Annotated in this window: 28 protein-coding genes; 19 read left to right on the forward strand and 9 right to left on the reverse strand. The window is 66.6% G+C overall.

Annotated elements, in window-relative coordinates:
* Positions 1-65: 65 nt before the first annotated feature.
* The 5 genes from IEW58_RS00520 (at position 66) to IEW58_RS00540 (ending at position 5,907) form a co-directional block, all read left to right on the forward strand.
* Entirely contained in the window at positions 66-905 is an 840-nt protein-coding gene (locus IEW58_RS00520) for a division plane positioning ATPase MipZ (protein ID WP_188643342.1), read from the forward strand.
* A 245-nt stretch (positions 906-1,150) separates the two neighbouring features.
* Positions 1,151-1,444, forward strand: coding sequence for a J domain-containing protein (locus IEW58_RS00525; protein ID WP_188643343.1), 294 nt, complete (start codon positions 1,151-1,153; stop codon positions 1,442-1,444).
* A gap of 4 nt (positions 1,445-1,448) precedes the next feature.
* Complete coding sequence (gene pgmG, locus IEW58_RS00530; RefSeq protein WP_188643344.1) at positions 1,449-2,852, forward strand: phosphoglucomutase/phosphomannomutase PgmG; 1,404 nt, start codon at positions 1,449-1,451, stop codon at positions 2,850-2,852.
* Positions 2,849-3,451 carry a cation efflux transmembrane domain-containing protein gene (locus IEW58_RS00535; protein WP_229658353.1) on the forward strand — a complete coding sequence of 201 codons (603 nt, stop codon included), beginning with the start codon at positions 2,849-2,851 and terminating at the stop codon, positions 3,449-3,451. The genes pgmG and IEW58_RS00535 overlap by 4 nt, the downstream gene beginning before the upstream one ends.
* Positions 3,452-3,453: 2 nt before the next feature.
* A complete protein-coding gene (locus tag IEW58_RS00540) occupies positions 3,454-5,907 on the forward strand; it encodes a ligase-associated DNA damage response DEXH box helicase (protein WP_188643345.1) in 2,454 nt (817 codons plus the stop codon).
* A 61-nt stretch (positions 5,908-5,968) separates the two neighbouring features.
* On the opposite strand, the gene IEW58_RS00545 is transcribed toward IEW58_RS00540, so the two are convergent.
* The 4 genes from IEW58_RS00545 to IEW58_RS00560 form a co-directional block, all read right to left on the reverse strand.
* Positions 5,969-6,406: an ExbD/TolR family protein gene (locus tag IEW58_RS00545; RefSeq protein WP_188643346.1), complete on the reverse strand. Its 438-nt coding sequence runs from the start codon at positions 6,404-6,406 to the stop codon at positions 5,969-5,971.
* 48 nt (positions 6,407-6,454) lie between these two features.
* Positions 6,455-6,985, reverse strand: coding sequence for an ExbD/TolR family protein (locus IEW58_RS00550; RefSeq protein ID WP_188643347.1), 531 nt, complete (start codon positions 6,983-6,985; stop codon positions 6,455-6,457).
* Between the two features lie 72 nt (positions 6,986-7,057).
* Positions 7,058-7,855 carry a MotA/TolQ/ExbB proton channel family protein gene (locus IEW58_RS00555; RefSeq protein WP_188643348.1) on the reverse strand — a complete coding sequence of 266 codons (798 nt, stop codon included), beginning with the start codon at positions 7,853-7,855 and terminating at the stop codon, positions 7,058-7,060.
* Between the two features lie 40 nt (positions 7,856-7,895).
* Positions 7,896-8,570: an energy transducer TonB gene (locus IEW58_RS00560; RefSeq protein ID WP_188643349.1), complete on the reverse strand. Its 675-nt coding sequence runs from the start codon at positions 8,568-8,570 to the stop codon at positions 7,896-7,898.
* A 346-nt stretch (positions 8,571-8,916) separates the two neighbouring features.
* Here IEW58_RS00560 and IEW58_RS00565 point away from each other — a divergent pair, with 346 nt between their 5' ends.
* Positions 8,917-9,759: a hypothetical protein gene (locus IEW58_RS00565; RefSeq protein ID WP_188643350.1), complete on the forward strand. Its 843-nt coding sequence runs from the start codon at positions 8,917-8,919 to the stop codon at positions 9,757-9,759.
* An 81-nt stretch (positions 9,760-9,840) separates the two neighbouring features.
* A complete protein-coding gene (locus IEW58_RS00570; RefSeq protein ID WP_188643351.1) occupies positions 9,841-11,172 on the forward strand; it encodes a homoserine dehydrogenase in 1,332 nt (443 codons plus the stop codon).
* On the opposite strand, the gene IEW58_RS00575 is transcribed toward IEW58_RS00570, so the two are convergent.
* Complete coding sequence (locus IEW58_RS00575) at positions 11,126-11,644, reverse strand: hypothetical protein (RefSeq protein WP_188643352.1); 519 nt, start codon at positions 11,642-11,644, stop codon at positions 11,126-11,128. The genes IEW58_RS00570 and IEW58_RS00575 overlap by 47 nt on opposite strands.
* Before the next feature lie 85 nt (positions 11,645-11,729).
* Between IEW58_RS00575 and glpX the strand changes: the two genes are divergently transcribed.
* Positions 11,730-12,731: a class II fructose-bisphosphatase gene (gene glpX / locus IEW58_RS00580; RefSeq protein ID WP_188643353.1), complete on the forward strand. Its 1,002-nt coding sequence runs from the start codon at positions 11,730-11,732 to the stop codon at positions 12,729-12,731.
* A gap of 140 nt (positions 12,732-12,871) precedes the next feature.
* Here the strand turns inward: glpX and IEW58_RS00585 are convergent, their stop codons facing one another.
* Entirely contained in the window at positions 12,872-13,336 is a 465-nt protein-coding gene (locus IEW58_RS00585; RefSeq protein ID WP_188643354.1) for a hypothetical protein, read from the reverse strand.
* A 133-nt stretch (positions 13,337-13,469) separates the two neighbouring features.
* Positions 13,470-13,601 carry a hypothetical protein gene (locus IEW58_RS13910; protein ID WP_268237090.1) on the reverse strand — a complete coding sequence of 44 codons (132 nt, stop codon included), beginning with the start codon at positions 13,599-13,601 and terminating at the stop codon, positions 13,470-13,472.
* A gap of 83 nt (positions 13,602-13,684) precedes the next feature.
* Between IEW58_RS13910 and IEW58_RS00590 the strand changes: the two genes are divergently transcribed.
* Positions 13,685-13,939, forward strand: a complete 255-nt coding sequence (locus IEW58_RS00590; protein WP_188643355.1) for a hypothetical protein — start codon at positions 13,685-13,687, stop codon at positions 13,937-13,939.
* A 330-nt stretch (positions 13,940-14,269) separates the two neighbouring features.
* On the opposite strand, the gene IEW58_RS00595 is transcribed toward IEW58_RS00590, so the two are convergent.
* Together IEW58_RS00595 and IEW58_RS00600 are read right to left on the reverse strand one after the other, a co-directional pair.
* A complete protein-coding gene (locus IEW58_RS00595) occupies positions 14,270-14,443 on the reverse strand; it encodes a glycine zipper domain-containing protein (protein ID WP_229658354.1) in 174 nt (57 codons plus the stop codon).
* Between the two features lie 157 nt (positions 14,444-14,600).
* Positions 14,601-14,846, reverse strand: a complete 246-nt coding sequence (locus IEW58_RS00600; RefSeq protein ID WP_188643357.1) for a hypothetical protein — start codon at positions 14,844-14,846, stop codon at positions 14,601-14,603.
* 103 nt (positions 14,847-14,949) lie between these two features.
* Between IEW58_RS00600 and IEW58_RS00605 the strand changes: the two genes are divergently transcribed.
* From IEW58_RS00605 to IEW58_RS00650, 10 genes are all read left to right on the forward strand, one after another.
* The gene (locus IEW58_RS00605) at positions 14,950-15,885 is read left to right on the forward strand and encodes a ribose-phosphate pyrophosphokinase (RefSeq protein WP_188643358.1); all 936 of its coding nucleotides are present in this window, start codon (positions 14,950-14,952) and stop codon (positions 15,883-15,885) included.
* A gap of 2 nt (positions 15,886-15,887) precedes the next feature.
* The gene (gene hisN, locus IEW58_RS00610; RefSeq protein ID WP_188643359.1) at positions 15,888-16,670 is read left to right on the forward strand and encodes a histidinol-phosphatase; all 783 of its coding nucleotides are present in this window, start codon (positions 15,888-15,890) and stop codon (positions 16,668-16,670) included.
* Positions 16,671-16,712: 42 nt separating this feature from the next.
* Complete coding sequence (locus IEW58_RS00615) at positions 16,713-18,713, forward strand: sulfatase-like hydrolase/transferase (RefSeq protein WP_188643360.1); 2,001 nt, start codon at positions 16,713-16,715, stop codon at positions 18,711-18,713.
* A 27-nt stretch (positions 18,714-18,740) separates the two neighbouring features.
* Entirely contained in the window at positions 18,741-19,499 is a 759-nt protein-coding gene (locus IEW58_RS00620) for an SDR family NAD(P)-dependent oxidoreductase (RefSeq protein WP_188643361.1), read from the forward strand.
* Positions 19,500-19,631: 132 nt separating this feature from the next.
* Positions 19,632-19,835 (forward strand): 50S ribosomal protein L35, encoded by a 204-nt coding sequence (gene rpmI / locus IEW58_RS00625; RefSeq protein WP_188643362.1) that lies wholly within the window; start codon positions 19,632-19,634, stop codon positions 19,833-19,835.
* A gap of 29 nt (positions 19,836-19,864) precedes the next feature.
* A complete protein-coding gene (gene rplT, locus IEW58_RS00630; RefSeq protein ID WP_188643363.1) occupies positions 19,865-20,221 on the forward strand; it encodes a 50S ribosomal protein L20 in 357 nt (118 codons plus the stop codon).
* A gap of 267 nt (positions 20,222-20,488) precedes the next feature.
* Positions 20,489-21,391, forward strand: coding sequence for a helix-turn-helix domain-containing protein (locus tag IEW58_RS00635; protein WP_188643364.1), 903 nt, complete (start codon positions 20,489-20,491; stop codon positions 21,389-21,391).
* Between the two features lie 61 nt (positions 21,392-21,452).
* Complete coding sequence (gene pheS, locus IEW58_RS00640) at positions 21,453-22,619, forward strand: phenylalanine--tRNA ligase subunit alpha (protein ID WP_188643365.1); 1,167 nt, start codon at positions 21,453-21,455, stop codon at positions 22,617-22,619.
* Positions 22,616-25,018 carry a phenylalanine--tRNA ligase subunit beta gene (gene pheT / locus IEW58_RS00645; RefSeq protein WP_188643366.1) on the forward strand — a complete coding sequence of 801 codons (2,403 nt, stop codon included), beginning with the start codon at positions 22,616-22,618 and terminating at the stop codon, positions 25,016-25,018. Before pheS ends, pheT begins: the two co-directional genes overlap by 4 nt.
* Entirely contained in the window at positions 25,015-25,761 is a 747-nt protein-coding gene (locus tag IEW58_RS00650) for an SDR family NAD(P)-dependent oxidoreductase (protein ID WP_188643367.1), read from the forward strand. Before pheT ends, IEW58_RS00650 begins: the two co-directional genes overlap by 4 nt.
* Positions 25,762-25,765: the final 4 nt, after the last annotated feature.

Consider the following 25,765-nt stretch of genomic DNA (forward strand, 5'->3'; position numbering starts at 1 on the left):
TCTCGCCGTCCCTCGACTATTCTGTCCTCTCAACGCCCTAGCCGGGGCAATACAGGAATGCACGCGTGACCGAGGCCCGTCCCTCTTCTCCAGCCGCCGGAAAGGCCGCCCACCGGATCGTCTTCGCCAACGAGAAGGGTGGCACCGGCAAATCGACCACCGCGGTGCACGTCGCCGTGGCGCTCGCGTATCAGGGAGCGAAGGTGGCGGCGATCGACCTCGATCCGCGGCAGCGCACGCTTTATCGCTATTTTGAAAACCGGGCGGAGACGGCGGCCCGGCGCGGCATCGATCTGCCGACCGCGCGGTTCGAAGTATTCGAGAGCGGCACCCCCGAGGAACTGGAGGCGATGACCGCCAGCCTGTCCGAAGGCTGCGACTTCGTCGTGTTCGACACGCCGGGGCGCGACGATCCGCTGGCCCGCCACGCGGCGACCGAGGCCGATACCCTGGTAACACCGCTCAATGACAGCTTCGTCGATTTCGATCTCATCGGCCAGGTCGATGCCGAGACCTTCAAGGTCCGCCGCCTGTCCTTCTATGCCGAGCTCATCTGGGAGGCGCGCCTCAAGCGCAGTCGCGCGACGATCGAACAGAAGCGGCGCGAAATGGACTGGATCGTGGTGCGCAACCGCACCGGTCACGTCGAGGCGCGCAACATGGTCCGGATCGAGGCGGCGCTGGCCGAATTGTCGAAGCGGGTGGGCTTCCGCGTCTCTCACGGACTGTCCGAACGCGTGATCTACCGCGAACTCTTTCCGAGCGGGCTGACCCTGCTCGACAAGGGGCACCTCGGCGAACTCGGCACCAGCCATCTCGTCGCGCGGCAGGAACTGCGCTCATTGGTTGCCGCGCTCAACTTGCCCATGCCCTCGAAGAAAGCCGCGGAACTGGCGCTCGCCTGATTTGAACTGCGGAACTGTCCTACAAGCGGCCGGCCCGCTAATGCAGGACAACATGAGCCCGGACCGCCCATCCTTGTATCCCGCACGAGCATACGCGGAAGGTGACGGTCGCGATACGGCAATCGCGCGCAAGTATCTGGTAAAAGGCGCAAAATCGCCGAGCAGGGATTTCTTTTTGTACCCGGTTCGGTGGTCCACGCCCCGTGTCGGCGCATCGCGCTGCGAACGGTGAAAGGACTGTCTGGGTGATCAAGCTCCTCTTCATCGCCGCCCTCCTCTCGCTCGCTTGCCGGTCGGTGCTCGGCAAATGGCCGTGGGAATATCTCGCCGCGAAACCGACCCGCCCCCAGGCCGTTCTCAAGGCGCGGCAGCTGCTGTCGGTTGGGCATGACGCGTCTCGTAGCGAAATCGTCGAGGCGCATCGGCGGCTGATCGCGGCGGTCCACCCGGATCGGGGCGGCACGAACGAAGCGGTGCATGCGGCCAATGCGGCGCGCGACCTGCTTCTGTCCGAGCTGTCCGGCACCAACAGAGGATAAGAGCTTGAGCCATACCTTCGATCCCACGACCTTGCGTGAATACGACATTCGCGGCGTCATCGGCGAAACCCTGGGCGCGGACGATGCGCGCGCGATCGGCCGCGGATTCGCGACTATGCTGCGCGAAGCCGGCGGGAAGAAGGTTGCCGTCGGCTACGACGGGCGGCTGAGTTCGCCCATGCTGGAGCACGCCCTGATCGAGGGTCTCAACTCGAGCGGGTGCGACGTGGTGCGGATCGGCATGGGGCCGACCCCGATGCTCTATTATGCCGAGGCGTCAGCCGAAGAGGTGCAGGGCGGCATTCAGATAACTGGCAGCCACAATCCCGCCAATTACAATGGCTTCAAGATGGTATTTCTTGGCCGTCCGTTCTTCGGGGAGGACATCCTCGAAATCGGCCGCCGCGCCCAGGCGGGTGAATGGGCCGATGGCTCCGGAACGGTCGAGTCGCGCGAGGTCCTGGGCGAGTATATCGAGCGCCTGGTCGCCGGGCTGGAGGGGATCGACCACGAATCGTTGGCCGGTCTTCGAATCGGTTGGGACGCGGGCAACGGCGCCGCCGGCCCCGCGCTCGAGGCGCTCACCGCCCGCCTGCCGGGGGAGCACCACCTGCTGTTCACCGAGGTCGACGGGTCGTTTCCCAATCATCATCCTGATCCTACTGACCCGGCCAATCTTGAGGACCTCAAGCGGCTTGTCGCGGACAAGAACCTCGACTTCGGAGTGGCTTTCGACGGTGACGGCGACCGGATCGGCGCGATCGACAACCAGGGACGCATTATCTGGGGCGACCAGCTGTTGATGATCTATGCCGAGGACCTGCTTGCGCGCATGCCGGGAGCGACGGTGATCGCCGATGTGAAGGCGAGCCGCGCGCTGTTCGAGCGGGTGCGCGAGCTGGGCGGCCAGCCGCTTATGTGGAAGACCGGCCACAGCCTGATTAAGTCCAAAATGAAGGAGACAGGCGCACCTCTGGCCGGGGAAATGAGCGGCCACGTGTTCTTCGCTGACACCTATTACGGGTACGACGATGCACTTTACGCTGCGGTCCGGTTGATCGCCGCCTCCGCGCGCCTGGGCCGGAGCGTGACCGAATTGCGCGGCGCGATGCCGGCTATGATCAATACTCCCGAACTGCGCTTTCAGGTGGATGAGAGCCGCAAGTTCGCTGCGATCGAGGAAGTGAAGCAGAGGCTTGCAGGGACCGGCGCGAAAGTGGACGGAACCGACGGAGTGCGAGTCACCACCGACGACGGCTGGTGGCTCCTGCGCGCGTCGAACACCCAAGACGTGCTGGTCGCCCGTGCGGAGAGCAACGACCAAGCCGGTCTTCAGCGCCTGCTGGGCCAGATCGACGAACAGCTCGCCCTGTCCGGCCTCGAGCGGAGTGCGCAGGCGGGGCATTGAGCGCTCTGCTTAACCCTGCCGACTCCGGCTTCCGCCGGGCAGTGGCCTGGGTAGCTGCGCTCAACCTCGCCTACTTCAATATCGAGTTTGCGGTCGCGCTCGCGATCGGATCGGTTTCGCTGTTCGCCGATTCGGTCGACTTCCTTGAGGACACCTCGATCAACCTGCTGATCTTGCTGGCGCTCGGCTGGAGTACCCTCGCGAGAGCCCGCGTCGGGATTGTGCTTGCCGCAGTGTTGCTCGTCCCCGGTATCGCGACGCTGTGGACCGCGTGGGCAAAGTTCGGCGACCCGGCGGTGCCGGCGCCGATGCCTCTAACGCTCGCGGGGCTCGGCGCGCTGGCGATCAACCTGACCTGTGCGGTCATCCTGGCGCGTTTCCGCGCGCACTCGGGGAGCCTCAGCCGCGCCGCGTTCCTGTCCGCGCGCAACGATGCCTTCGCCAATGTCGCGATCATCGCCGCAGGCCTGGTCACCGCCTTCGCGTGGCATTCGCCTTGGCCGGATATTGCGGTCGGGCTTGCCATCGCGGTGGTCAATCTCGACGCTGCGCGCGAGGTGTGGGAGGCGGCGCGCGAGGAACACGCGGTCGAGGCGTGACGATGTCGGACGCCGTTCCACCGGAGATTGCCAATTGGTTCGCCGGACGAGGCTGGCGCGTACGCCGCCACCAGAGCGAGATGCTGGTCGCGAGCGATGCGGGGCGCCATGCGATGCTGGTGGCCGACACCGGGGCCGGCAAGACGCTTGCTGGCTTCCTACCGACGCTGGCGGCCTTCTGTCCCTCGCGCTTCGGCGAGCAAGGGCCTCCCGACGGGCTCCACACGTTGTACGTCTCCCCGCTCAAGGCCCTTGCGCATGACGTCCAGCGAAACCTCGTCACCCCGGTCGAGGAAATGGATCTACCCATCCGGGTCGAGACGCGCAGCGGCGACACGCCGTCCGATCGCAAGAAGCGCCAGCGCGTGCGCCCGCCCAACGTGCTGCTGACCACGCCCGAATCGCTCTCGTTGCTGCTTAGCTACCCTGACAGTTTTGCGATGTTCGCCGGCTTGCAGCGAGTCGTGATCGACGAGGTCCACGCTTTCGCGACCGGCAAGCGCGGAGATCTGCTGGCGCTTTGCCTGAGCCGCCTCCAATCGATCGCGCCTGGGCTGCAGCGCGCCGCCTTGTCCGCGACCGTTGCCGATCCGCAGGCTTTCCGTGAGTGGCTCGCGCCGTGGGGCGACATCGATTCGGTAGAGCTTGTCGAGGGCGAGCCGGGCGCCCCGCCGCATGTCGAGGTGCTCCTGCCGATCGAAGAGCGCGTCCCCTGGGGCGGCCATGCCGGCCGCTGGGCGATTCCCCAGATCTACGAGGAGATTCGCCGCAACAAGACGACGCTGATCTTCACCAATACGCGCTTTCTTGCCGAATACACCTTCCAGCTCCTGTGGGATGTGAACGAGGATACCCTGCCGATCGGCATCCACCATGGCTCCCTGAGCAAGGAAGCGCGCCGCAAGGTGGAGGGCGCGATGGCGCGCGGCGAACTGCGTGCACTGGTCGCGACCGCCAGCCTCGACCTCGGGGTCGACTGGGGGGATATCGACTGCGTCGTGCAGATGGGCGCGCCCAAGGGTTCGAGCCGTCTGCTGCAGCGAGTCGGACGGGCCAATCACCGGCTCGACCAGCCGAGCCGGGCTATTCTGGTGCCGGGCAACCGGTTCGAGTTTCTCGAGGCGACCGCTGCCAAGGAGGCAGTCGACCAAGGCCAGCGCGACGGAGAAGACTTTCGTCCCGGCGGGCTCGACGTGCTTGCCCAGCACGTGATGTCCTGCGCATGCGCGGCGCCGTTCGACGAGGGGGGGCTGCTGGCCGAGGTGCGCTCATCGCTTGCCTACTCCTGGCTCGATGAAGCCGTGTGGCAGCGCGTGCTGCACTTCGTCGCTACCGGCGGCTATTCGCTCGAAGCCTACGACCGGTTCAAGCGCATCGTGCGCGATGCCAACGGCACGTGGCGGCTTACCCATCCGGAACACGCCGCCCGCCACCGCCTGAACGCGGGCATCATCGTCGACAATGAGATGATCGAGATCCGCTTCCGCAACGGGCGTTCGCTCGGCAAGGTGGAGGAGCAGTTCGCGGCAAGCCTGCGCAGCGGCGACACCTTTCGCTTTGCGGGAATGGACCTCGAAGTCGAATCGCTGCGCGATCTCGAGCTGGTGGTCCGGGCTGCGAAGACGTCGGCCACCATCCCCAGCTACATGGGGCTGCGCCTGCCACTGACTACCCACTTGGCCGACCGGGTCCGCGAGATGCTGATAGACCGGGCGAGCTGGGCCCGCTTTCCGGACGACGTTCGCGAATGGCTCGAGGTGCAGGACTGGCGCAGCCGGATGCCCGGGCCGGGCCAGCTGCTGGTCGAGACCTTCCCGCACGCGAAGAAGCACTACGCGGTCTATTATACCTTCGAAGGGTGGAATGCGAACCAGAGCCTCGGGATGCTGATCAACCGCCGGATGGAGGACCGCGGGCTTATGCCGGGCGGCTTCGTCGCCAACGATTACAGCCTAGCGGTTTGGGGGCTGAAGCCGGTGATAGATCCCTTGCCGCTGTTGTCGCCCGACATCCTGACCGACGAGTTCGTAGAATGGGTGCAGGAGTCTCACCTGCTCCGCCGCGCTTTCCGGGAGGTCGCGGTAATCGCCGGACTTGTGGAGCGGCAGCACCCGGGCAAACGCAAGACCGGCAAGCAGGTCACTTTCTCGACCGACCTGATTTACGACGTGCTGCGCAAATATGAGCCCGATCATGTCCTGCTTGAAGCCGCTTGGGCGGACGCGCGCACCCGGATGACCGACGTAGGCCGCTTGGGCAATGTGCTGGACCGCGCGGCCGAGCAGCTTGTGCATGTGGAACTTGACCGGGTCAGCCCGCTTGCGGTGCCCGTGATGACCATGATCGGACGCGAGGCGCTGCCGCAAGGGGCGATCGACGATGAGCTCTTGCTGGAAGCGGAGAGCCTGGGAGCCGAGGCGATGCGGGTGGAAACCGCGCCCGCGGATCTCGAATAGATACGAAAAAGGGGGCGGATCGCTCCACCCCCTCAACGCTTTTGCGGTTGAAGAGCTGCCCTCAGGCAGCCTTGCCGAACTCGCGGTACTTTTCGTTGCCGACGAAACCGAACTTGGTCACGCCCGAAGCCTTGATGATGTTCAGTACGCGGATCGAGAGATCGTAGCTCGCCTGCTGGTCAGGTTCGAACTGCAGCTCGGGTTCAACTGCGAACGCCTTGGACGCATTCAGGTTGGAAACGAGCTCACCCTCGTTGATCGCGGTCCCGTTCCACAGGATCTGGTTATCCGGCGTGAGAACGATCTTGTTCTTGATCGGGTCCACCGGCGGCGGGGTGTCGTTCGGGTTGGGCACCGGCAGATCGATGTCGACCGAGTGGGTGGCCACGGGGATGGTGATGATGAACATGATGAGAAGCACGAGCATGACGTCGATCAGCGGCGTCGTGTTCATCTCCATCATCGGCGAGCCATCATCCTTGCCGCCTGACATTGCCATTGTGGGTTACTCCTGAATTCTTCGCCGGGCCTGGTCGTCGAATGCCGATCAGGCGTTCGGATCGACCGGGTTGGAGATGAAGCCGACGGTCGGATAACCGGCCGCCTGGACGTTGTAGATGGTGCCGGCAACGCAGCGCCACGGGGCATTCACGTCACCCCGGATGTGAACCTGGGGGATATCCTCGGGGTTCTGCATCAGGGCTTCGGGTCCGCCGGCAGCCTTCACGATCGCATCGAGGCGCTCGAAGGCGCGGTCGTAGAGTTCCTGCGAGGTCACCGGGGTGAGGTTGTTGAAGTAGACCCGGCACTGGCCGTTGCGCGAAGCGCCGGCAAAGCCAGGCTCACCCGCACTGCGGCCGGCATCGTCGGTCGTGCTGACGGTAAGCAGCAGGTTCTCGACCTTGTCCTTCGATTCCTGCGACACCATGACCGGCAGCTTGAGCTTCTCGATCGTCTGGATGGCAACCGGGACCGCGATCAGGAAGATGATGAGGAGCACCAGCATCACGTCGACGAGCGGCGTGGTATTGATGTCCGACATAGGCGTTTCGGTTACTCCGCCTGCGGAAATGGCCATGGGCTTCCTATCCTATCTCAATTCTCTTGAGGCTGAAGGGAGGGACGCACTCGGCATCCCTCCCGGACAACCTCAGGGCCGGGGCGTCGTCGACGCGACCGGCTTGGCCGGGGCGGTCGTTGCCGCTTTGCCAGCCTGCTGGGTCGAGGTCTGCGTCATCACCGCAGGCTTCACGGCGCCGCGCGAGTTGATGTTCGCCAGCACGTCGGTCGAGAAACCGGAGAGAAGCTCGGCGATGCGCTTGTTGCGCGCCTGCAGCCAGTTGTAGGCAAGCACCGCGGGCACCGCGACGAGCAGGCCGATCGCGGTCATGATCAGAGCTTCACCAACGGGGCCGGCGACCTTGTCGATCGAAGCCGAACCGGCCAGGCCGATGTTGATCAGCGCGCGATAGATGCCGATCACGGTGCCGAGGAGGCCGACGAACGGAGCGGTCGCGCCCACGGTCGCCAGGAACGGCAGGCCGCCGGCAAGCTTCGCGTTGATCGAAGCTTCAGAGCGAGCGAGCGAGCCGTGGAGCCAATCGTGCGCATCGAGGGCATCGGTCATCTTCTCGTGCGATTCCTCAGCGCTCAGGCCGTCGTCGACAAGCTGGCGCCAAGCGCTGTTCTTGTCGAGCTTGTTGGCGCCTTCACGCAGGGTCGGAGCACGCCAGAAGGTGGTGCGAACACCCTTGTACTGGTTCATGATCTTCTGCTGCTCGAGCCACTTGGTGATCAGGATGTAGAACGAGCCGACCGACATGATCACGAGCACGGTGAAGATCGAGTAGGCGATCACGCCGCCCTGGTTGAGCGCTTCCCAGAAGCCGAAGCGATTGGCGGGAGCGGCGCTGCCGCCAGCCGCCGCGGCAAGGAGTTCGATGTACATTTGCGAGTATCCTCTCAGATAAAACGATTAAATTGAACGACTATTGCGGGATCTGCCAGCGGACCGAGCTGGACCAGCTGCCGCTCGTCGGCTTGCCTTCGCCATCGGTCGCAGGATTGAACCGGGCGCGGCGCTGGATCAGCGAGCAGGTGGTACTGTCGAGTTCGGGCGTTCCGCTCGACCCCGTAACAGTGCAGTTCGTTACTCGTCCGTTGGCGTCGATCTGGACCGAAAAGCGCGTGACGCCTTCCTTTTCCTCACGCAGCGCGCGGCTCGGATAGTCGTTGGCATTCGCCCAGCTGCCAGGGTTGCCCTTGGGAGTCGCGCTTTTGGGCTGGACCCGGGGCGGCGGCGGCGGAGCCGGCGGCGGAGCCACAACCGGCGCCGGCGGCGGAACGCGCACCGCTATCGGTGCCGGCGGCGGGATCGTCGGCTGCGTCTGGATCGGCGGCGGGGCCGGCGAAATGTTCATCGGCGGCGGCGGGGCTACCGGCGGCGGAGGCGCGGTGTCCGGCTGCGGCTCAGGCGGCGGCGGTTCCTCCTCGGGCGGCGGCGGCTCCTCGATGTCGACCGTGGTCACGCGCTCGATCGCCTTCTTGACTGCCGAGTAGGCAAGCCCGGTTACGAGAGCGTATCCGACGGCGACGTGGATCAGCGCAACGATGATGATCGCAACAATGCGATTACCACTCATCTGTTGGTCAGCGTAGGCCATTCAGTCGCATCACTCCATCGTCAGGCGCCGGAACGAATCCGGCATCCCTGCATCGGTCCAGCACAGCAACAACGCCAGGCCGACGCATCCATTCCATGTTTCCACCCAGTAGGCCCACCGGGACGCGGCAGCCTTGCGGCCCGCCGGATCCCCGATGACCCGGCACGGGTCTTCCGGGGGGTTGGCTTTTCTCTTTGCACCCCGGTTGACGGGGAGCCTTAACCGTGAAGCAAATAGCAGGCAAACCCTTTTCCGGTTCACCCGAGATTCACTCGCTTGGGGCTGCAACGGCGCAAGTGCCTAACGGTTTCCAACGCGCATCCATGCGCCTAGCGAGCATGCTGTCATGACTTCACGATTCTCTTTCCTGCACAGCACGATCCTCGGAGCGGTTGTCACTCTCGCCGTTGCTGCTGCGCCGGCGCCCAGCGGCGCACCGCAGCCGACTTACGCCGATCTGGCCGATTTCGCCGATGCGGCCGATCTGGTGGCCCATGTCCAGGTGACCAAGCAGATCGTCCTGCCGCCGGAGCGCGCGCAGAACGTGGCTCCCGGCTACACGCGACTCTACATTGAGGCGCGGACCAAGGGCCTCCTCGCAGGGCGGGCGCCACTGGGATCCGCAGTCCGCTACCTGGTCGACGTCCCGGTCGATGAGCGGGGCAAGCCCGCCAAGCTTAAGAAGCGCGAGTTCCTGCTGTCCGCGAGGCCGGTTCCCGGCCGGCCCGGGGAACTCCAGTTGACCGGCCCGAGCGCCCAGCTGGCTTACGACGCGGACATTGCGGCGCGTCTGCGGCCGGTCCTCGTCGAGCTCGCAGCGGCCGACGCTGCTCCTCCCGTTACCGGAGTTCGCGATGCGCTGGCGGTGCCGGGAACGCTGGTCGGCGAATCGGAAACCCAGATCTTCCTTTCGACAGAGAGCGGCGATCCGGTTTCGCTCACCGTCGTCCGGCGTCCGGGCATGGAGCCCGTGTGGGGGGTCTCCTACTCGGAGATCGTCGACCAGGCGGCCCGCCCCCCCGAGCGCGATACGCTGGCATGGTACCGGCTCGCGTGCTTTCTCCCCGCACGCCTGCCCGCGGGTGCCAACCTGTCGCAGGACCCTGCTTCGCGGTCGCAGGCCGCGCAGGACTATTCGTTCGTCATGCAGCAGCTCGGGCCGTGCCCACGCGTTCTGGGCCCTCGATAGTATCTCTTTGTTGGCTCCCCCCCGCTGGCTTGCATAGGAGCGGGCGCGCCCGAAAGAAGGGCTGACAGGGAGGTAGCATCGATGGCCGAACCGCTGCGGATCGCGCTCGCCGGGTTGGGCACGGTAGGGGCGGGCGTCATCCGTTTGCTGGCTGCCAACGCCGCTCTGGTACGCTCGCGAGCAGGGCGGGAAATTCGCATTGTCGCGGTAAGCGCGCGCGATCGCGTCCGCGACCGCGGGGTCGACCTGTCCGCCTTCGACTGGTGCGACGACATGGCGGCGATGGCATCGCGGGACGATGTGGATGCGGTGGTCGAGATGGTCGGGGGAGCCGATGGTCCCGCCCTGACGCTCGCCAAGACCGCAATCCGCCAGGGCAAGGCGTTGGTGACAGCGAACAAGGCCATGATAGCGCATCACGGGCTCGAGCTCGCGAGGGCCGCAGAGGAACGAGGGGTTCCGCTCAAGTTCGAAGCCGCGGTCGCCGGCGGCATTCCGGTCATCAAGGGGCTGCGCGAAGGCGCTGCCGCCAACGCGATCGCCCGGGTCCAGGGCATCCTCAACGGGACCTGCAATTTCATCCTTTCGACGATGGAGGATACCGGACGGGATTTCGCCGACGTGCTGGCCGAAGCGCAGGCCCTCGGCTTCGCGGAAGCCGACCCGAGTTTCGACATCGACGGGATCGACGCGGGTCACAAGCTGGCCATTCTCGCCGCGATCGCTTTCGGGGCCCGGCTCGATTTTGCGCATGTCTCGTGCGAAGGGATCGGCGCCGTGCGCGCGGCCGACATCGCCCGGGCACGCGACCTCGGCTTCGTGATCCGCCTGGTCGGCGAGGCGGATGTCGATGCCGGCCCGCCAGGCGCCGCCCCGGCGCGTCTCCTCCAGCGCGTCCGTCCGTGCCTGGTTCCGCAGGCCCATCCGCTTGCCCATGTCGATGGTCCGACGAACGCGGTCGTGGCCGAGGGCAACTTCTCCGGGAGGCTGCTGTTCCAGGGCGCCGGGGCAGGCGACGGCCCGACCGCCAGTGCCGTCGTTGCCGACCTGATCGACATCGCCCGCTCGACGATGGACGGACGGGAGGCTGGGCCGGCATTCTCGGTGCCGGTTGGCGAACTGCTCGCCATGGAGCCTGCCGAGCCGGGTGACCGCACGGGCCGCAGCTATATCCGGTTCACCGTTGCCGACCGTCCGGGCGTGCTGGCCGAGATAACCGCCGCGATGCGCGATGCGGAAGTGTCCATCGAAAGCCTCATCCAGCAAGGCGAGCCCGACGCCAAGGGAGACGTGCTCGTCGCCATGGTCACCCACGAAGGCCCCGAACGCTGCGTGGCCGAAGCGCTGCGGCTGCTCGACGGGTCTCCTAGCCTGACGGCTCCGCCGTTGGTGATGCCGATCCTGGAGGCGTGAGCGCGGGCTCGAGGGAACTGGCGGTGCCTTGGCCGGGTGGTGGTCCGCCTTCACCGGTTCCGCGCGGGGCGAGGCCCTGGCCAACCCGTTCGGCATCCGAGCCCGGGGGCGCTTCGGGAATCGCTTTCAGATCGATCAATACCGGCATCGGCGGCGGGCAGGGGCCGATGAAGCACCCCGAGGCAACCACGACGCCCGGATAGACCGTGCCGACATCCGGCGCGCGCGGCACGTTGTCCTTCGCTCCCTTGCCCGCCGGGTCCAGGTCGCCGCTCGACTTGACGCGAAACGCGCTGTTGTCCTGTTGCTGGGCGCAAACCACGATCTCGTCGCCTGGCTTGGGCGCCGGACATTCGGCCTTGGCGCGGGTATCGACCGGCCCATAGGCTTCCCTGGCGGCCGCCGAGGCTTCCTCGGCCGTCACCGGCCGCGTCTCCTGCGCGGCTGCCGGAGTCGCCAGGAACAGGGCCAACAAAACGGCCCCCGGTCTTCTCGACAATCGCTTGCTCCGTGGTCTAAGCGCCGCGCCTGACTCCAGCCGGGGAATTGAATTTCCGATGAACAAAGAAACCTCCGCCTCTTCGCCGACCGCCTCTCACGTGCTCGACCGCGTGCTGGTGCTCGAAATGGTCCGCGTGACCGAGGCGGCGGCGATCGCCGCGAGCAAGCTGATCGGCCGGGGCGACGAGAAGGCGGCCGATCACGCGGCGGTCGAGGCGATGCGCGCCGCTTTCGACGAACTGGCGATCGATGGCACCGTGGTGATCGGGGAGGGCGAGCGCGACGAAGCGCCGATGCTCTACATCGGCGAAAAGGTCGGCGGGGCGATCGGCACCGGGCCAAAGATCGACATCGCGCTCGATCCGCTGGAAGGCACGACCATTACCGCCAAGGCGGGCCCCAACGCGCTTGCCGTCCTCGCGGCGGCGGAGGCTGGATGCCTGCTCAACGCGCCCGATACCTACATGGAAAAGCTGGCGGTGGGCCCCGGCTATCCCGAAGGCGTGATCGACCTCGCGAAGTCGCCCAGCGACAACGTCCGCGCGGTAGCGGCGGCCAAGGGCGTCGAACCCAGCGAGATCATCGTCTGCGTGCTCGACCGGCCGCGCCATGCCGAACTGATCGCCGAACTGCGCGGGCTGGGCTGCGGTGTCGTGCTGATCGGCGACGGAGACGTGGCCGGCGTAATCGCGACGACCGATCCCGACACCACGATCGACATGTACATGGGTTCGGGCGGCGCGCCCGAGGGCGTGCTGGCCGCGGCTGCGCTGCGCTGCGTCGGCGGGCAGTTCAACGGCCGGCTGATCTTCCGCAACGAGGACGAGAAAGCCCGCGCGCGCAAGTGGGGGATCGAGGACTTCGACCGCATCTACAAGCTGGAAGACCTCGCCAAGGGCGACTGCATCTTCGCCGCCACCGGGGTGACGTCCGGCTCTCTGCTGGATGGAGTGAAGCGCCTGCGCGGCGGCAGGATGACGACCGAGAGCGTCGTGATGCGCGCATCGAGCGGCACCGTGCGCTGGATCCGGGGCGAGCACCGGACGGGACAGTCTTAAACAGAACCAAAGGAAAAACCGGGCGAGACGGTCCTGCGCACCCGAAAAAAGGACTCGCGCTGGATCAAGTGCGAGCACCGGATCGGCTAGACGCGCAGCCGCATGGACCGCCGACCGGGGATGATTTAGAAACTTTCGCCTCACCGCTCATGGCCTTCCTGGCCGTTACCGACTTGTTCACCGTCGGAGCGGCGCAGAAGGCGAAAAAGCGTGGAATTATCGGGCTTTCGAGTGATCGCGGTCATCCGCCCGCGATAAATGACCGGCTTCACCAGGCCGATTTCGAGACGCGCCAACAGCGTCTCGGTTGTCACCTTCCGGAAATCCTCCCGCACCGGGTCTGCGCTCTCCCAGCCGGACAGCGACAGCACCCGGTCCCACGCGAAGGCGAAGCTTTTCGCGCCGACCCGCTCGCGCAGCCGGTAGGCGCTCGCCCGACTCATCCCCACGGCCTTCGCCGCGGCGGTCACCGATCCGGTCAGGTACAGGTGGGCGAGGAAGGCGCACTGGCGCCCGGCGCTCCATCCATCTCGCCGCGAGCGTAGGGGGACGGGGCAGAACCAGCCGGGGCGGCGGCGGAGGCGATGAGCAGCGGTCTTGGCCATCCGCAGCATAGGCCACATACGGCAGGGTGTAGGAAAGGGTTTGCAGTGGCTTGCGAACGGCTGGTTCGCGGCGTTCTCGTTAAGCGCGGGAACGTCCGGTTTTGGGTGGAAAGCGGACCCGTGCCCCACTTAGTTAGCTCGCGCGGAAATCCTCGTCCGGTTCGACTGTCCAATCGATCTCGTGCAATCCCATATCTCCGAGCTTGCCTGCCACAGTCTGGTCGAGCCTCCTGAGGATCGCGAACAGAACATCGTTCTTCGCCACCCCGAACGCCAATCCTTCGTGGAAATACCGAAACGAGTAGTCGCCGTGTTCCTTCTCGTAGTCTCGATGAGGTCGAGGAATCGATGTCCCGCGCGACCATCGGCCTCCACCATCCCCTGCCCCATTGCCTCGTTGTAGAGCTTACGCAGGTCGTGCCCGAAATCGAACTTCAGCACCCGCTCGGTGTAGCGAGCATCCGATCCTGCCAACCATGCCTTCAAATAAACCTCGATCGCATGGGCGACGAGCATTGCGGTTGGGAAAATCACGAGACTGTCTGTTCGATACTCGCGACGATGGTTGCTCTTCACGATCATGTGGGCTCCTGTCACGAATGACCGGCCAGAGACGAACAGGCGGCGAGCGAGGTCCAACAGCTAACCGAACAAAGCGACCGCGATGACGGTCATACCGAGTAAACCCAAGCCGATCATCACTTGGCATCTGCGGAGGTCATGGTAACGAGTATGAAATCGAGGAACGCATCCACCGAGTTTAACCTTCAACAGCGCTATTAACGAATAGTAGCTTTGAAGCGAACGTCCGCAATGGGGTCGTGACCGGCTAGTCCGGTTTTAGGTGGGTTATCGCAAGAGCGGCCTGTCCGGTCGTAGGTTCGCCGGTCAATCTAGCCAATGTCCGATAATGGGTGGGAAGCGTCCAGTCCGTCAGTCCCGATCCTGGAGCCGGGCGGCTGCGTGAAATACTGTCGCGATGCCTGCCCCGAGGGCGACGCCGAGACCCATGCCGATCGCCAGGTTGTCGAAGACGAGTCCCAGTACGGGCCCCAGCGCCACACCCATCCCCATAAAGGCTACAGCCGTGTTCTTCGACTTGGTCATCCCAAGCATGCGTATGAATGGATTCGCTGCCTGCAACAGGCGCTCACAGTCAGTGGGATGTGAGATCGGGTAGACGCAAGTCTTTTTGGATTGAGATTATTTCGTTTTCAGGAGGACGTAAGGGCTGGGCTAGTTTGCTGCCGGTTGGCTTATGGCGTCAGCTTTCCGGGGGTAGCTCCCCGGCGTACCCGAGCCCGCGCAATTCCTCCTCCCGTCCCTGCGCGACGAGGTCTGCGACCGTCTCCGGCGTGCCGAGGCGGGCGAGTGCGTCGGCGGTCCACAGGTCCTCCTCTTGCGGCGGAGGAGACGGGGGATCGCGCTTCGCGGCCGGCTTGCGCGGCGCGGCGAGGCCCGCGAGCAGGGCCAGGGCGAAGATCGAACCGGCGATGAGCCAGAAGTTCATCGCTGGAGCCTAATCCTCCGTCCGGCCTCGGTGCAATGTTGCAATCGCATGACCCTCCGCTAAGCCGCGCGCACCGATTCCGCCGAGCGAGGATGAGCGCGCGATGAAGATCATGTCCGGCAATGCCAACCTGCCGCTTGCGCGTGCGATCGCGGGATATCTCGAAGTGCCGCTGACTGACGCCAGCGTGCGCCGCTTCGCCGACGAGGAGATCTTCGTCGAGATCCACGAGAACGTGCGCGGGGAAGACGTGTTCATCGTCCAGTCGACCGGCTTTCCGGCCAACGACAACCTGATGGAGTTGCTGATCTGCATCGACGCGCTGCGGCGCGCCTCGGCACGGCGGATCACCGCGGTCGTCCCTTATTTCGGCTACGCCCGGCAGGACCGCAAACCGGGTCCGCGCACGCCGATCTCGGCCAAGCTGGTCGCCAACCTCATCACCGAGGCGGGCGCGGACCGGGTGCTGTCGGTCGATCTCCACGCGGGGCAGATCCAGGGCTTCTTCGATATCCCGACGGACAACCTCTACGCCGCCCCGGTGATGGCGGCGGACATCCAGGCGCGCTACGGCACGCAGGACCTGATGGTCGTTTCGCCCGACGTGGGCGGCGTCGTGCGCGCCCGCGCGCTCGCCAAGCGGCTCGACAACGCGCCGCTGGCGATCGTCGACAAGCGGCGCGACCGGCCCGGCGAGAGCGAGGTGATGAACATCATTGGCGACGTGAGCGGTCGCCACTGCATCCTGATCGACGACATCGTCGATTCAGGCGGCACGCTGTGCAACGCGGCGCAGGCTCTGCTCGACAACGGCGCAAAAAGCGTTGCCGCCTACATCACCCACGGCGTGCTGTCGGGCGGGGCGGTGGCGCGGGTCAACGCATCCGCGCTCAAGGAACTGGTGATCACCGATTCCATCCGCGCGACCGATGCGGCGAACGATTCCGAACGGATCCGCATCCTCACCATCGCCCCGCTGATCGGCGAGGCGGTGCGCCGCATCGCCGACGAGAGCAGCGTCAGCTCGCTGTTCGACTGACCGTGTCGCTCGATACCGACATCGCGCTGGCCAACCGGCTGGCCGAGGCGGCGGGGGCGGCGATCCGCCCCTACTGGCGCGGCGAGATCGGCCTCGAGGCCAAGGGCGACGCCTCACCCGTCACGTTCGCGGACCGCGCGGCCGAGGAGGCGATGCGCCGCATCCTCACCGCCGAAGTGTCGCGCGACGGCATTCAGGGCGAGGAGTTCGGCGTCGAACGCGAAAGCGCCAGCCGGCGCTGGGTGCTCGACCCGATCGACGGAACCACCAGCTTTGTCGCCGGGCGGCCGATCTTCGGCACGCTGATCGCGCTGCTGGAGGACGGCTTCCCGGTGCTTGGAGTCATCGACCAGCCGATCCTCGGCGAACGCTGGGTCGGCGCCGCGGGGCGGGCAACCACGTTCAACGGCGCGGAAGTGCGCACTCGCCCGTGCCGCGAGCTGTCGGACGCGCTGCTGGCCACCACCAGCCCGGGCCTGTTCGACGATCACGCCGCCGAGCATTTCATGGCCCTGGCGCGGAAGACCGCGCACCGTAGGATGATCTGGGGCGGGGATTGCTACAACTACGGTCTCGTCGCGAGCGGCCAGATCGATCTCGTGTGCGAGGCGGGCCTCAAGCTGCACGATTTCGCCGCGCTGGTTCCGGTGATCGAGGGCGCGGGCGGAACGATGGCCGACTGGAACGGCGAGCCGCTGCATGCCGGGAGCGAAGGCCACGTGATCGCGCTGGGCGATCCGGCCCGGCTCGAGGACGTGGTCGAGGCGCTCGCCTGCGGGCACTGAAGTTAGGCAAATCCTAAGCCGCGCACGCTAAATGCGCAGGTCATGGCGACCAGCGCCCTGAACCTTCCGCGCTCGGCGGCAACCGCGCCTGTCTGGCGGGACCGGCTGCTCGCGCTGGTGCCTTTCGCCGTGGTGATCGCGGTCTCCGCGATCGAGCTGCTGCTGGCGGATCGCAAGTTCGGCCTGTTCAGCGGCGGGTTCGGCATGTCGCGTGCGGTCGATACACCGGCGGAGCTGGGGGTTTTCGCACTCGGCTATGCGGCGGCCCAGGCCCTCGCCGGCCTTGCCGGATGGGCCTTGGCGCGGCGGATGACCCGGGGGATGCCGGGCTGGACTCCGGCGTTCGTGTTCACGTCGCTCAACGGGGCACTGTTCCTCGCCGTGCTGGCCGCGCAATACCAGCTGGCATCCTATTTCAGCGACGCGGTGGGGTTCGCGCTGCTCAAGCAGCTTGGCGGGGGCAGCTTCGTCGACGCCCTGCTGTTCGGGCTGTCCGAGATCGGCGTCGCGGTGCTCGGCCTCGCCGGGCTCGGGGCCGCTGCCTGGATTGCGTGGCACGTGCTCGCGCGGTTGCTGCCGCCGGATCTTCCGCGGCCGCGCGGTGCGAGCCGGCGCCTCTGGCTGGCGGTCGCCGCTGCATTTTGCGCCCTTGCACTTGCCATTCCCCGGGGCGGAAGCGACGCGGCTTACGGGCTCAATCGCACGCTCGCCTGGGGCGCGATAACCGGCTTCCTCGACCTTGCGACCGACATCGACCGCGACGGCTATGGCCTGTTCGGCATCCAGCATGATGACGCTCCGCTCGATCCCGCGCGCCATCCGCTTGCGCTCGACGTGCCGGGGAACGGCGTGGACGAGGACGGCTATGGGGGCGACCTCCGGCTCGTGCCGCTGACCGCTCCCCTGGGCGCGCAAGTGTTCACGGGTCGGCGCCCGAACGTGGTGGTCGTGGTCTTCGAATCGACCCGCGGCGACGTGCTGGGAAGGCGGGTGAACGGCAAGCCCGTCGCCCCCAATCTCGAGGCGCTGGCCGCCGAAGGCAGCGTGGCGCGGCCGGCCTATAGCCACGTCGGCTTCACCACCGAAAGCCTCAAGTCACTGTTCTCCGGCCAGCTCGCCCCGCGCAAGGGCGACCCCTCGCTGCTGCGCGATCTCAAGGCGAGCGGATACCGGATCGGCATCTTCTCGGGCCAGCCGGAGGACTTCGGCGGCATTTCCGAGACTGTCGGCGAGCGCGAGACGGCGGACGTCTACGTCGATGCCGAGACCTTGCGGGAAAAGCGCGCCTTCGATTTCGCCGCCCAGGGATCCTTGCTGGTGGACGAGAGCCACCTGCTCGCCGCGTTCGACCGGACGCTGGGGCGCGAGGACTGGGGGGCGCGGTCGCACTTCGCCTACTTCAACTTCCAGTCGGCGCATTTTCCCTACAACCACCCGGGCATCGCCGCGCGGCTCACCGGCGACCCGCTGCCGCGCGGCGAGATCAGCGCTGCCAATGCGCGGCGCGTGCGCGAGACATACTGGAACGCGGTCGCCAACGCGGATCACTGGCTTGGAGAGCTCGTCGCAAGGCTCAAGGCTAAGGGCGTGTGGGGCGATACGATCCTGGTCGTCTCGGGCGATCACGGCGAGGAGCTGTTCGAAGGCGGCTTCCTGGGCCACGGGCACGTGATCAATCCCGAGCAATTCCAGACCCTGCTGGTCGCAAGCAGACCCGGCGTCCTGCCCCCGGGTCCGATCGGCATGGCGGATTACCGCGCGATCATCTCGGGGGCGATCCGCGCGGCACGGCCGCCGCGCGTGGAGGCAGCCCCGTTCATGCATATCGGTCCGCTCGATACGCCGACCGCGATCGGTCTGGCCGGGCCGGGGGAGGAGCTCACCAGCCTCCGTCTGGACACCGGGGAAGCATGCTTCGTGGAGCGGAACCGATGTGTCCGGTACAGTGCCCTGGCCGGCGCGGATCGTGCGCGGGTCGACGCGCTCGTCTCGCGCTGGGGTTCCGAACGCTGGCGCGACAGGCAGCGAGCCTCCGGGCACTGACCGGGCGCACCGGCGTTCAGCTGGGGCATGGACAGGACTATCGTCATCACCGGGGGCGGAGCGGGCATCGGCCGCGCGACCGCGCTGCACTTTCACGGCCTGGGCTGGCGCGTCGCCGTGCTGGATGTCGACCGCGATGCCCTGGAAGAAATGTCGGATATATTGCCCGCCGAACGCTGTCTCACCGTGGCTTGCGATGTCGGGCGTGAAAGCCAGGTGAAGCGCGCCTTCGCCCGGATTTCCGGGTGGCTCGGGGATATGCCGCTCACCTGTCTCGTCAACAATGCCGGCATCGCCGATCCCTACTGCGGCCCACTCGAAAAACTCGAGCTAGACGACTGGCAGCGCTGGATCGACGCCAGCATGACCGCCGCCTTCCTGTGTACTCGCGAAGCTCTGCCTCTTCTTCGGCGGGCCGAAGGCGCTTGCGTGGTCAACATCTCCAGCACGCGCAGCCTGATGAGCGAGCCGGAGACATTCGCCTACGCCGCGGCCAAGGGCGGGCTCGACGCGTTGACCCACGCACTGGCGGTTAGCCTTGGGCCCGCGGTGCGCGTGAATTCGATCCTGCCCGGCTGGATCGAGACCGGATCGTGGCAGAAGGCGGCGGAGCGCCGGGAGCCTCGTCAATCGGCCGCCGACCGCCAGCAGCATCCGGCCGGCCGGGTCGGGCGACCCGAGGATGTGGCGGGGGCGATCGAATGGCTCGTCGGAGCCGGGTTCGTGACCGGCCAGCGCATCGTGGTCGATGGGGGGATGACGGTGAGGATGATCTACGTCGAGTGACGGGCAGGCCCGCTTGCCTTTTGCGCCGGTCTCGCTTAGTGGCGCCGGCTTCACCGACACGTGATTCACAGCTGGCCTGGCTATCAAGGGCTGCCAGGGCTGGTTCGAGCGTGTCCCCGAAAGGAGACGAAAATGCCCAAGCTGAAGACCAAGAGCGGCGTGAAGAAGCGCTTCAAGCTCACCGCTACCGGCAAGATCAAGCACGGCGTCGTTGGCAAGCGCCACCGCCTGATCAGCCACAATGCGAAGTACATCCGCCAGAACCGGGGAACTTCCGTGATCGCCGACGCCGATGCGAAGACGATCAAGAAGTGGGCCCCCTACGGGCTCGGCTGAGCACCGGCTGACGACAGGAGTATTTCGACATGGCACGTATCAAACGCGGCACCACCACCCGCGCCAAGCACAAGCGGATCCTCGATCAGGCCAAGGGCTATCGCGGTCGCCGCAAGAACACCATCCGCGTCGCCCGCCAGGCGGTCGAGAAGGCCGGCCAGTACGCCTATCGCGACCGCAAGGTTAAGAAGCGGTCCTTCCGCGCGCTGTGGATCCAGCGGATCAATGCCGCCGTTCGCGCCGAGGGTCTTACCTATTCGCAGTTCATGCACGGCGTAAAGCTTTCGGGCATCGAACTTGACCGGAAGGTCATGGCCGACCTGGCGATGAACGAAGGCGCCGCCTTCACTGCAATCATCGCGCAGGCGAAAGCCGCCATCAACTAAAGAGCTTGCGCCCTTTCGGGGACGGCTATTCAATGGGCGCCGCGGGTTTCGACCTGCGGCGCCTTTTTGTCGGCCCGGTTGTTCCGGGCACTTTCAGCCAACGCTATTGCCATGCCGCGCGGTGCCGGGTAGTGTCGCGTTCATACAAGTGCTGTTTGCACGAATAAGGCCAAGCGGGACGCTTCGACCCCTTCGCGTCGCACATGACCTGCAACAGCTTCCCCGGCCTTTGGGCGGCCGGACGAACAGGGGTGGCGGGGGCTTTCGATGACGCAGGGTTGCCACATCGACGTGCGCTTCTTTGCGCCGCCTCCGGAATGCAGCGACTGCTTCACAAGCATCTACCGGCTCGAGTTGACGGTCGAGGACGGTGGCCGGGTGGTCGACTGGCTGCAGCCCGAATGGGGAAACCTGCGGGTGTTTTCGGGCGATCTCCCGAAGGCGCAGGTCTCTGGCGGGAGCGAGGTAAAGGATGCCCGTTTCACCGTCACCGGGCCGAGCGCGCTGGCGACCCGCTTTGAGCTGGGCACAACGCGGATGTGGGGCATGGGGCTGCTGCCGCTCGGCTGGGCGCGCCTCGTCCAGCGGCCTGCGAGCCGTTACGCCAACCTGCTGGCCGACGCCGAACGTCACCCCGAATTCTCGCGTTTCGCCGCGCTGACGGAGATCTTCGACGGCGAGCGCGACGACGAGGCCGAATACAACCGGATCATGGAGGTCCTCCACCGTTTCGATGCGCCGATCGCGGATGCGGAGCGAATCCGCACCGTCCATGCGGCCATGGTCGAGCTCGATCTCGCCAGCGTGGGCGAATTCGCCGAACGGGCGGGGCTTTCGGTTCGTGCGCTCGAGCGGGTTTGCCGGCGGCACTTCGGTTTTCCGCCTAAGCTCCTGCTGCGCAGGCAGCGGTTCATGCGCAGCCTGGCCGCGTGGATGTTGGGAGGAATGGGGCGCTGGTCCGCCGCGATCGACGAGCTCTATACCGATCAGGCGCACTTCAACCGCGACTTTCACGCCTTCATGGGGATGGGGCCGCGCGACTACGCATCCCTGCCGCACCCGATTCTGTCGGCCTTCATGGAGCAGCGCGCGCGGACTTGGGGTTCGCCTGCCCAGACGCTCGACCGGCCCGGACACCACATGGGTAGCGTGCCGAAGGAGCCGGCCTAGCGGCGCCGGGATGCAGCGGGGCATTGCGATGGGCAGCCTGCGCCCCTAGTGGCGGCACGCGATGTATAGCACTCAACAGGACGAGCGGCTGGCGGCAGCGCTGGCTGCGATCGGCGAGGCGGGCGATGCGGATGCGCTGGAAGCGCAGCGGATCGCCGCGCTCGGCAAGCAGGGGTGGATCAGCGCCGCCCTCAAGACCCTTGGCGCGATGACGCCCGAGCAGCGCCAGGCCGAAGGACCGCGCATCCAGGGCATGCGAGCGGCGGTCGGGGAGGCGATCGATAACCGCAAGGCTGCGCTCGAAAAAGCCGATCTGGAACAGCGGCTTGCCGCCGAGGTGATCGACCTCACGCTGCCGGCGCCGGAGATGCCGAAGGGTTCGGTCCACCCGGTCAGCCAGGTGATGGACGAACTGGCCGAGATTTTCGCGGACATGGGTTTCTCGGTCGCCACGGGCCCGGAAATCGAGGACGATTGGCACAACTTCACCGCGCTCAACATGCCCGAAAGCCACCCCGCGCGGGCGATGCACGACACTTTCTACTTCCCGCAGGATGCGAATGAAGCGCTCGATTCGGCGCCGAACGGCAGCGAAACGGCCCCAGGCAGCGCAGCGGCAGGTCGGCAGAAGCGCATGCTGCTGCGCACGCACACTTCGCCCGTCCAGATCCGCTCGATGGTCAAGCACGGCGCGCCGCTGCGGATCATCGCGCCGGGACGGGTCTATCGCTCGGACTCCGATGCCACTCACACGCCGATGTTCCACCAGGTCGAAGGGCTGGTGATCGACCGCGACATTCACCTCGGCCACCTCAAGTGGACCCTGGAGACCTTCCTCAAGGCGTTCTTCGAGCGCGACGACATCGTCCTGCGCCTGCGCCCGAGCTACTTCCCGTTCACCGAACCGAGCGTCGAGGTCGATGTCGGCTTTGCGCTGGAGAACGGCCGCCGCGTTCTCGGCGGGGACGGGGACGCGCCGGGACACGGCTGGATGGAGCTGCTCGGCTCGGGAATGGTCAACCGGCGGGTGATCGAATTCGCCGGGCTCGATCCCGATCAATGGCAGGGCTTCGCCTTCGGAGTCGGCGTCGACCGGTTGGCGATGCTCAAATACGGGATGGACGATCTGCGCGCCTTCTTCGACGGCGATGCGCGCTGGCTCGCCCACTACGGCTTCAACGCCTTTGATGTGCCGACCCTCTCGGGCGGCGTGGGAGCGCGGGCATGAAGTTCTCGCTCGACTGGCTCAAGGCCTTCCTCGATACCGATGCCACCGCCGCCGAGCTCGCGGCGAAGATGAACGCCATCGGCCTCGAGGTCGAAGGGCTGGAGGATCCGGCTCAGCGCCTCGCGGGTTTCCGCGTCGCCGAAGTGCTCACCGCGGCGCGCCACCCGCAGGCAGACAAGCTGCAGGTGCTGACCGTCTCCACCGGCCCAGACGTGAATGGCGGCGAGCCGCTGCAGGTCGTCTGCGGCGCGCCCAACGCGCGCGCCGGCATGAAGGGCGTGCTCGGCCTTCCCGGCGCGGTGGTGCCCGTCAACGGGATGGAGCTGAAGAAGAGCGCCATTCGCGGCGTCGAATCGAACGGCATGATGTGCTCGGTGCGCGAGCTGCAGCTGGGCGACGAGCACGAGGGCATCATCGAATTGCCCGCCGATGCTCCGGTCGGCGCGGCGTTCTCCGACTATCGCGGCACCAGCCCGGTGTTCGACGTGGCGATCACTCCCAACCGGCCCGACTGCATGGGCGTCGAAGGAATCGCCCGCGATCTCGCCGCGGCGGGAATGGGGCGGTTCAAGCCGTGGCGGGCGGATCCCGTCGAGGGCGCTTTCCCGTGTCCGGTCGAAATCCGCACCGACGATCCGGAAGGCTGCCCGGCATTCTATGGGCGCGTCATTCGCGGCGTGAAGAACGGCGCCTCGCCCGACTGGATGCAGGCGCGCCTGATTTCCGCCGGCCAGCGGCCGATCAGCGCGCTGGTGGACGTGACCAACTATCTCAGCCTCGCTTTCGGGCGGCCGGCCCACGTCTATGATTTGGCCAAGCTCAGCGGCGCGCTGGTCGCCCGGCGGGCGAAGGCCGGCGAGCAGATCCTCGCGCTCAACGAAAAGACCTACACGCTCGACGAGAGCATGACGGTGATCGCCGACGACCGCGAGGTCCATGACATCGGCGGCATCATGGGCGGTGAGCATTCGAGCGTTACTCCCGAAACGACCGACGTCCTGCTCGAGATCGCCTATTTCGATCCCGCGCTGATCGGCGAGACGGGGCGCAAGCTCGGCATCGCCAGCGACGCCCGCACGCGCTTCGAGCGCGGGGTCGATCCGGCGTTCCTCGATGCCGGGCTCGATATCTTGACCAACGTGGTGCTGCGCACCTGCGGCGGGGAGCCAAGCCAGGTGGTCCGCGCCGGCACTCCCCCGAGCGAGCCAAAGGTGATCGCCTTCGATCCTGGCCTGACCCGCCGGCTGGGCGGCGTCGAGGTGGCCGAGGCCGAGCAGCGCCGCATCCTCGAAAGCCTTGAGTTTTCCGCCAGCGACGACTGGCAGGTGACCGTGCCGCTGCGCCGGCACGACGTCGAAGGCCAGGCCGACCTGGTCGAGGAAGTCGTCCGCATCCACGGGCTCGACAAGGTCGCGAGCACCCCGCTGCCGCGCGCGGACGGTGTCGCCCGCCCGACCGCGACGCCGGAACAGGCGCGCGAGCGCAAGGTGCGCCGTGCGGCCGCCGCTCGCGGGCTGAGCGAGGCGATCACCTGGTCGTTCCTCCCGCCCGCCGATGCCGATCACTTCGCGGACGGGAACGGCGGGCTGTGGGTGCTGGAGAACCCGATCAGCGAAGACCTGAAGGCGATGCGCCCCTCGCTCATCCCCGGCCTGCTCGCCGCCGCGCGCCGGAATGCCGATCGTGGCTCCGCGTCGGCTCGGCTGTTCGAAATCGGCCGCCGCTACTTGCGCGGAGAATCCGGTGCGAGCGACGAGCGCGCGACGCTCGGCTTGCTGCTGGCCGGCGAGAAGATGCCGCGCGGGTGGGCGAACGGCAAGGCGGAGTCGTTCGATGCCTACGACGCCAAGGCCGAAGCGTTTGCCCTGCTCGAAGCCGCCGGGGCGCCGGTGCAAAACCTGCAGGTGATGGGAGAGGCGGGTCCGCAATTCCACCCAGGTCAGTCAGGCACCCTGCGGCTCGGCCCGAAGACCGTGCTCGCGCGCTTCGGGGCGCTGCATCCCACCACGCTCAAGGCGTTCGACATCGACGGACCGGTGATGGCCGCCGAGATCTATCTCGACGCGATCCCGCCGAAGAAGAACGCCGGATTCGCGCGGGCCGCGTACGCTCCCCCGGTGCTGCAGGCGGTGACGCGCGACTTCGCGTTCCTGGTCGATGCCGCGCTGCCGGCGAGCGACCTCGTGCGCGCGGTGCGCAGCGCCGACAAGACGAGCATCGTCGCCGCGCGGGTGTTCGACGATTTCCGCGGGAGCGGCATTCCCGATGGCAGGAAGTCGCTTGCGGTCGAGGTGGTGCTGCAGCCGGGGGAAAAGACCTTCGCCGAAGCGGACCTCAAGGCGATCGCAGACCGGATCGTCGCCGCCGCGGGCAAGGTTGGAGCGGAGCTCAGAGGATGAAGACTGCATTCGTCACCGGCGCGACCGCCGGGATCGGCGCGGCCACCGTGCGCGCGCTCGTCGCCAGCGGGTGGCGCTGCGTGGCTACCGGGCGGCGCGCCGAGCGGCTCGACGCGCTGGTGAACGAGCTGGGCGCGGACAAGGTCCACCCCGCGGTGTTCGACGTGCGCGACACCGCAGCGCTCGAAGCAGCGCTCGCCGCGCTGCCGGAAGGTTTCCGCGATATCGACCTCCTGGTGAACAATGCCGGCCTGGCGCAGGGGCTGTCCAACGCGCAGGATGCAGACCTCAAGAACTGGCAGACGATGATCGATACCAACGTGACCGCAATGGTCACGGTGACGCGGCTGCTGCTGCCCAGGCTGATCGAGCGCAAGGGCGCGATCATCGCCATCGGATCGGTCGCGGGGAGCTACATCTACCCCGGCGGCAACGTCTATGCCGGGTCCAAGGCGTTCGCCAATCACTTCACGCTCGCGCTGCGGGCGGACCTGCACGGCACCGGAGTGCGCGTGACGAGCATCGAGCCGGGCATGGTCGAAACCGAGTTCACCGTGGTCCGCACGGGCAGCCAGGAAGCGTCCGACAAGCTCTATGCAGGCGTGAACCCGATGACGGCGGAGGACATCGCGATGACCATCCGCTGGATCGCGGAGCTGCCGCCGCACCTCAACATCAACCGGATCGAGCTGATGCCGGTCAACCAGGACTTCGCCGGCTTCCGCGTGGCGAGAGAAAATTAGCACA

Origin of the sequence: Tsuneonella deserti (genome assembly GCF_014644315.1) — a bacterium.
Lineage (GTDB): Bacteria > Pseudomonadota > Alphaproteobacteria > Sphingomonadales > Sphingomonadaceae > Tsuneonella > Tsuneonella deserti.

Bases quoted from the DNA above. Each gene is read 5' to 3' on its own strand.
- IEW58_RS00600 (WP_188643357.1), bottom strand. From the start codon at position 14,846: ATGAACTTCTGGCTCATCGCCGGTTCGATCTTCGCCCTGGCCCTGCTC.
- glpX (WP_188643353.1), top strand. From the start codon at position 11,730: ATGAACAAAGAAACCTCCGCCTCTTCGCCGACCGCCTCTCACGTGCTC.
- pheT (WP_188643366.1), top strand. From the start codon at position 22,616: ATGAAGTTCTCGCTCGACTGGCTCAAGGCCTTCCTCGATACCGATGCC.
- IEW58_RS00615 (WP_188643360.1), top strand. From the start codon at position 16,713: ATGGCGACCAGCGCCCTGAACCTTCCGCGCTCGGCGGCAACCGCGCCT.
- IEW58_RS00555 (WP_188643348.1), bottom strand. From the start codon at position 7,855: ATGTACATCGAACTCCTTGCCGCGGCGGCTGGCGGCAGCGCCGCTCCC.
- rpmI (WP_188643362.1), top strand. From the start codon at position 19,632: ATGCCCAAGCTGAAGACCAAGAGCGGCGTGAAGAAGCGCTTCAAGCTC.
- IEW58_RS00650 (WP_188643367.1), top strand. From the start codon at position 25,015: ATGAAGACTGCATTCGTCACCGGCGCGACCGCCGGGATCGGCGCGGCC.
- IEW58_RS00620 (WP_188643361.1), top strand. From the start codon at position 18,741: ATGGACAGGACTATCGTCATCACCGGGGGCGGAGCGGGCATCGGCCGC.
- IEW58_RS00550 (WP_188643347.1), bottom strand. From the start codon at position 6,985: ATGGCCATTTCCGCAGGCGGAGTAACCGAAACGCCTATGTCGGACATC.
- IEW58_RS00545 (WP_188643346.1), bottom strand. From the start codon at position 6,406: ATGGCAATGTCAGGCGGCAAGGATGATGGCTCGCCGATGATGGAGATG.
- rplT (WP_188643363.1), top strand. From the start codon at position 19,865: ATGGCACGTATCAAACGCGGCACCACCACCCGCGCCAAGCACAAGCGG.
- IEW58_RS00565 (WP_188643350.1), top strand. From the start codon at position 8,917: ATGACTTCACGATTCTCTTTCCTGCACAGCACGATCCTCGGAGCGGTT.
- IEW58_RS00595 (WP_229658354.1), bottom strand. From the start codon at position 14,443: ATGACCAAGTCGAAGAACACGGCTGTAGCCTTTATGGGGATGGGTGTG.
- IEW58_RS00605 (WP_188643358.1), top strand. From the start codon at position 14,950: ATGAAGATCATGTCCGGCAATGCCAACCTGCCGCTTGCGCGTGCGATC.
- IEW58_RS00585 (WP_188643354.1), bottom strand. From the start codon at position 13,336: ATGGCCAAGACCGCTGCTCATCGCCTCCGCCGCCGCCCCGGCTGGTTC.
- IEW58_RS00570 (WP_188643351.1), top strand. From the start codon at position 9,841: ATGGCCGAACCGCTGCGGATCGCGCTCGCCGGGTTGGGCACGGTAGGG.
- IEW58_RS00590 (WP_188643355.1), top strand. From the start codon at position 13,685: ATGTCCCGCGCGACCATCGGCCTCCACCATCCCCTGCCCCATTGCCTC.
- IEW58_RS00540 (WP_188643345.1), top strand. From the start codon at position 3,454: ATGTCGGACGCCGTTCCACCGGAGATTGCCAATTGGTTCGCCGGACGA.
- IEW58_RS00560 (WP_188643349.1), bottom strand. From the start codon at position 8,570: ATGGCCTACGCTGACCAACAGATGAGTGGTAATCGCATTGTTGCGATC.
- pheS (WP_188643365.1), top strand. From the start codon at position 21,453: ATGTATAGCACTCAACAGGACGAGCGGCTGGCGGCAGCGCTGGCTGCG.
- IEW58_RS00635 (WP_188643364.1), top strand. From the start codon at position 20,489: ATGACGCAGGGTTGCCACATCGACGTGCGCTTCTTTGCGCCGCCTCCG.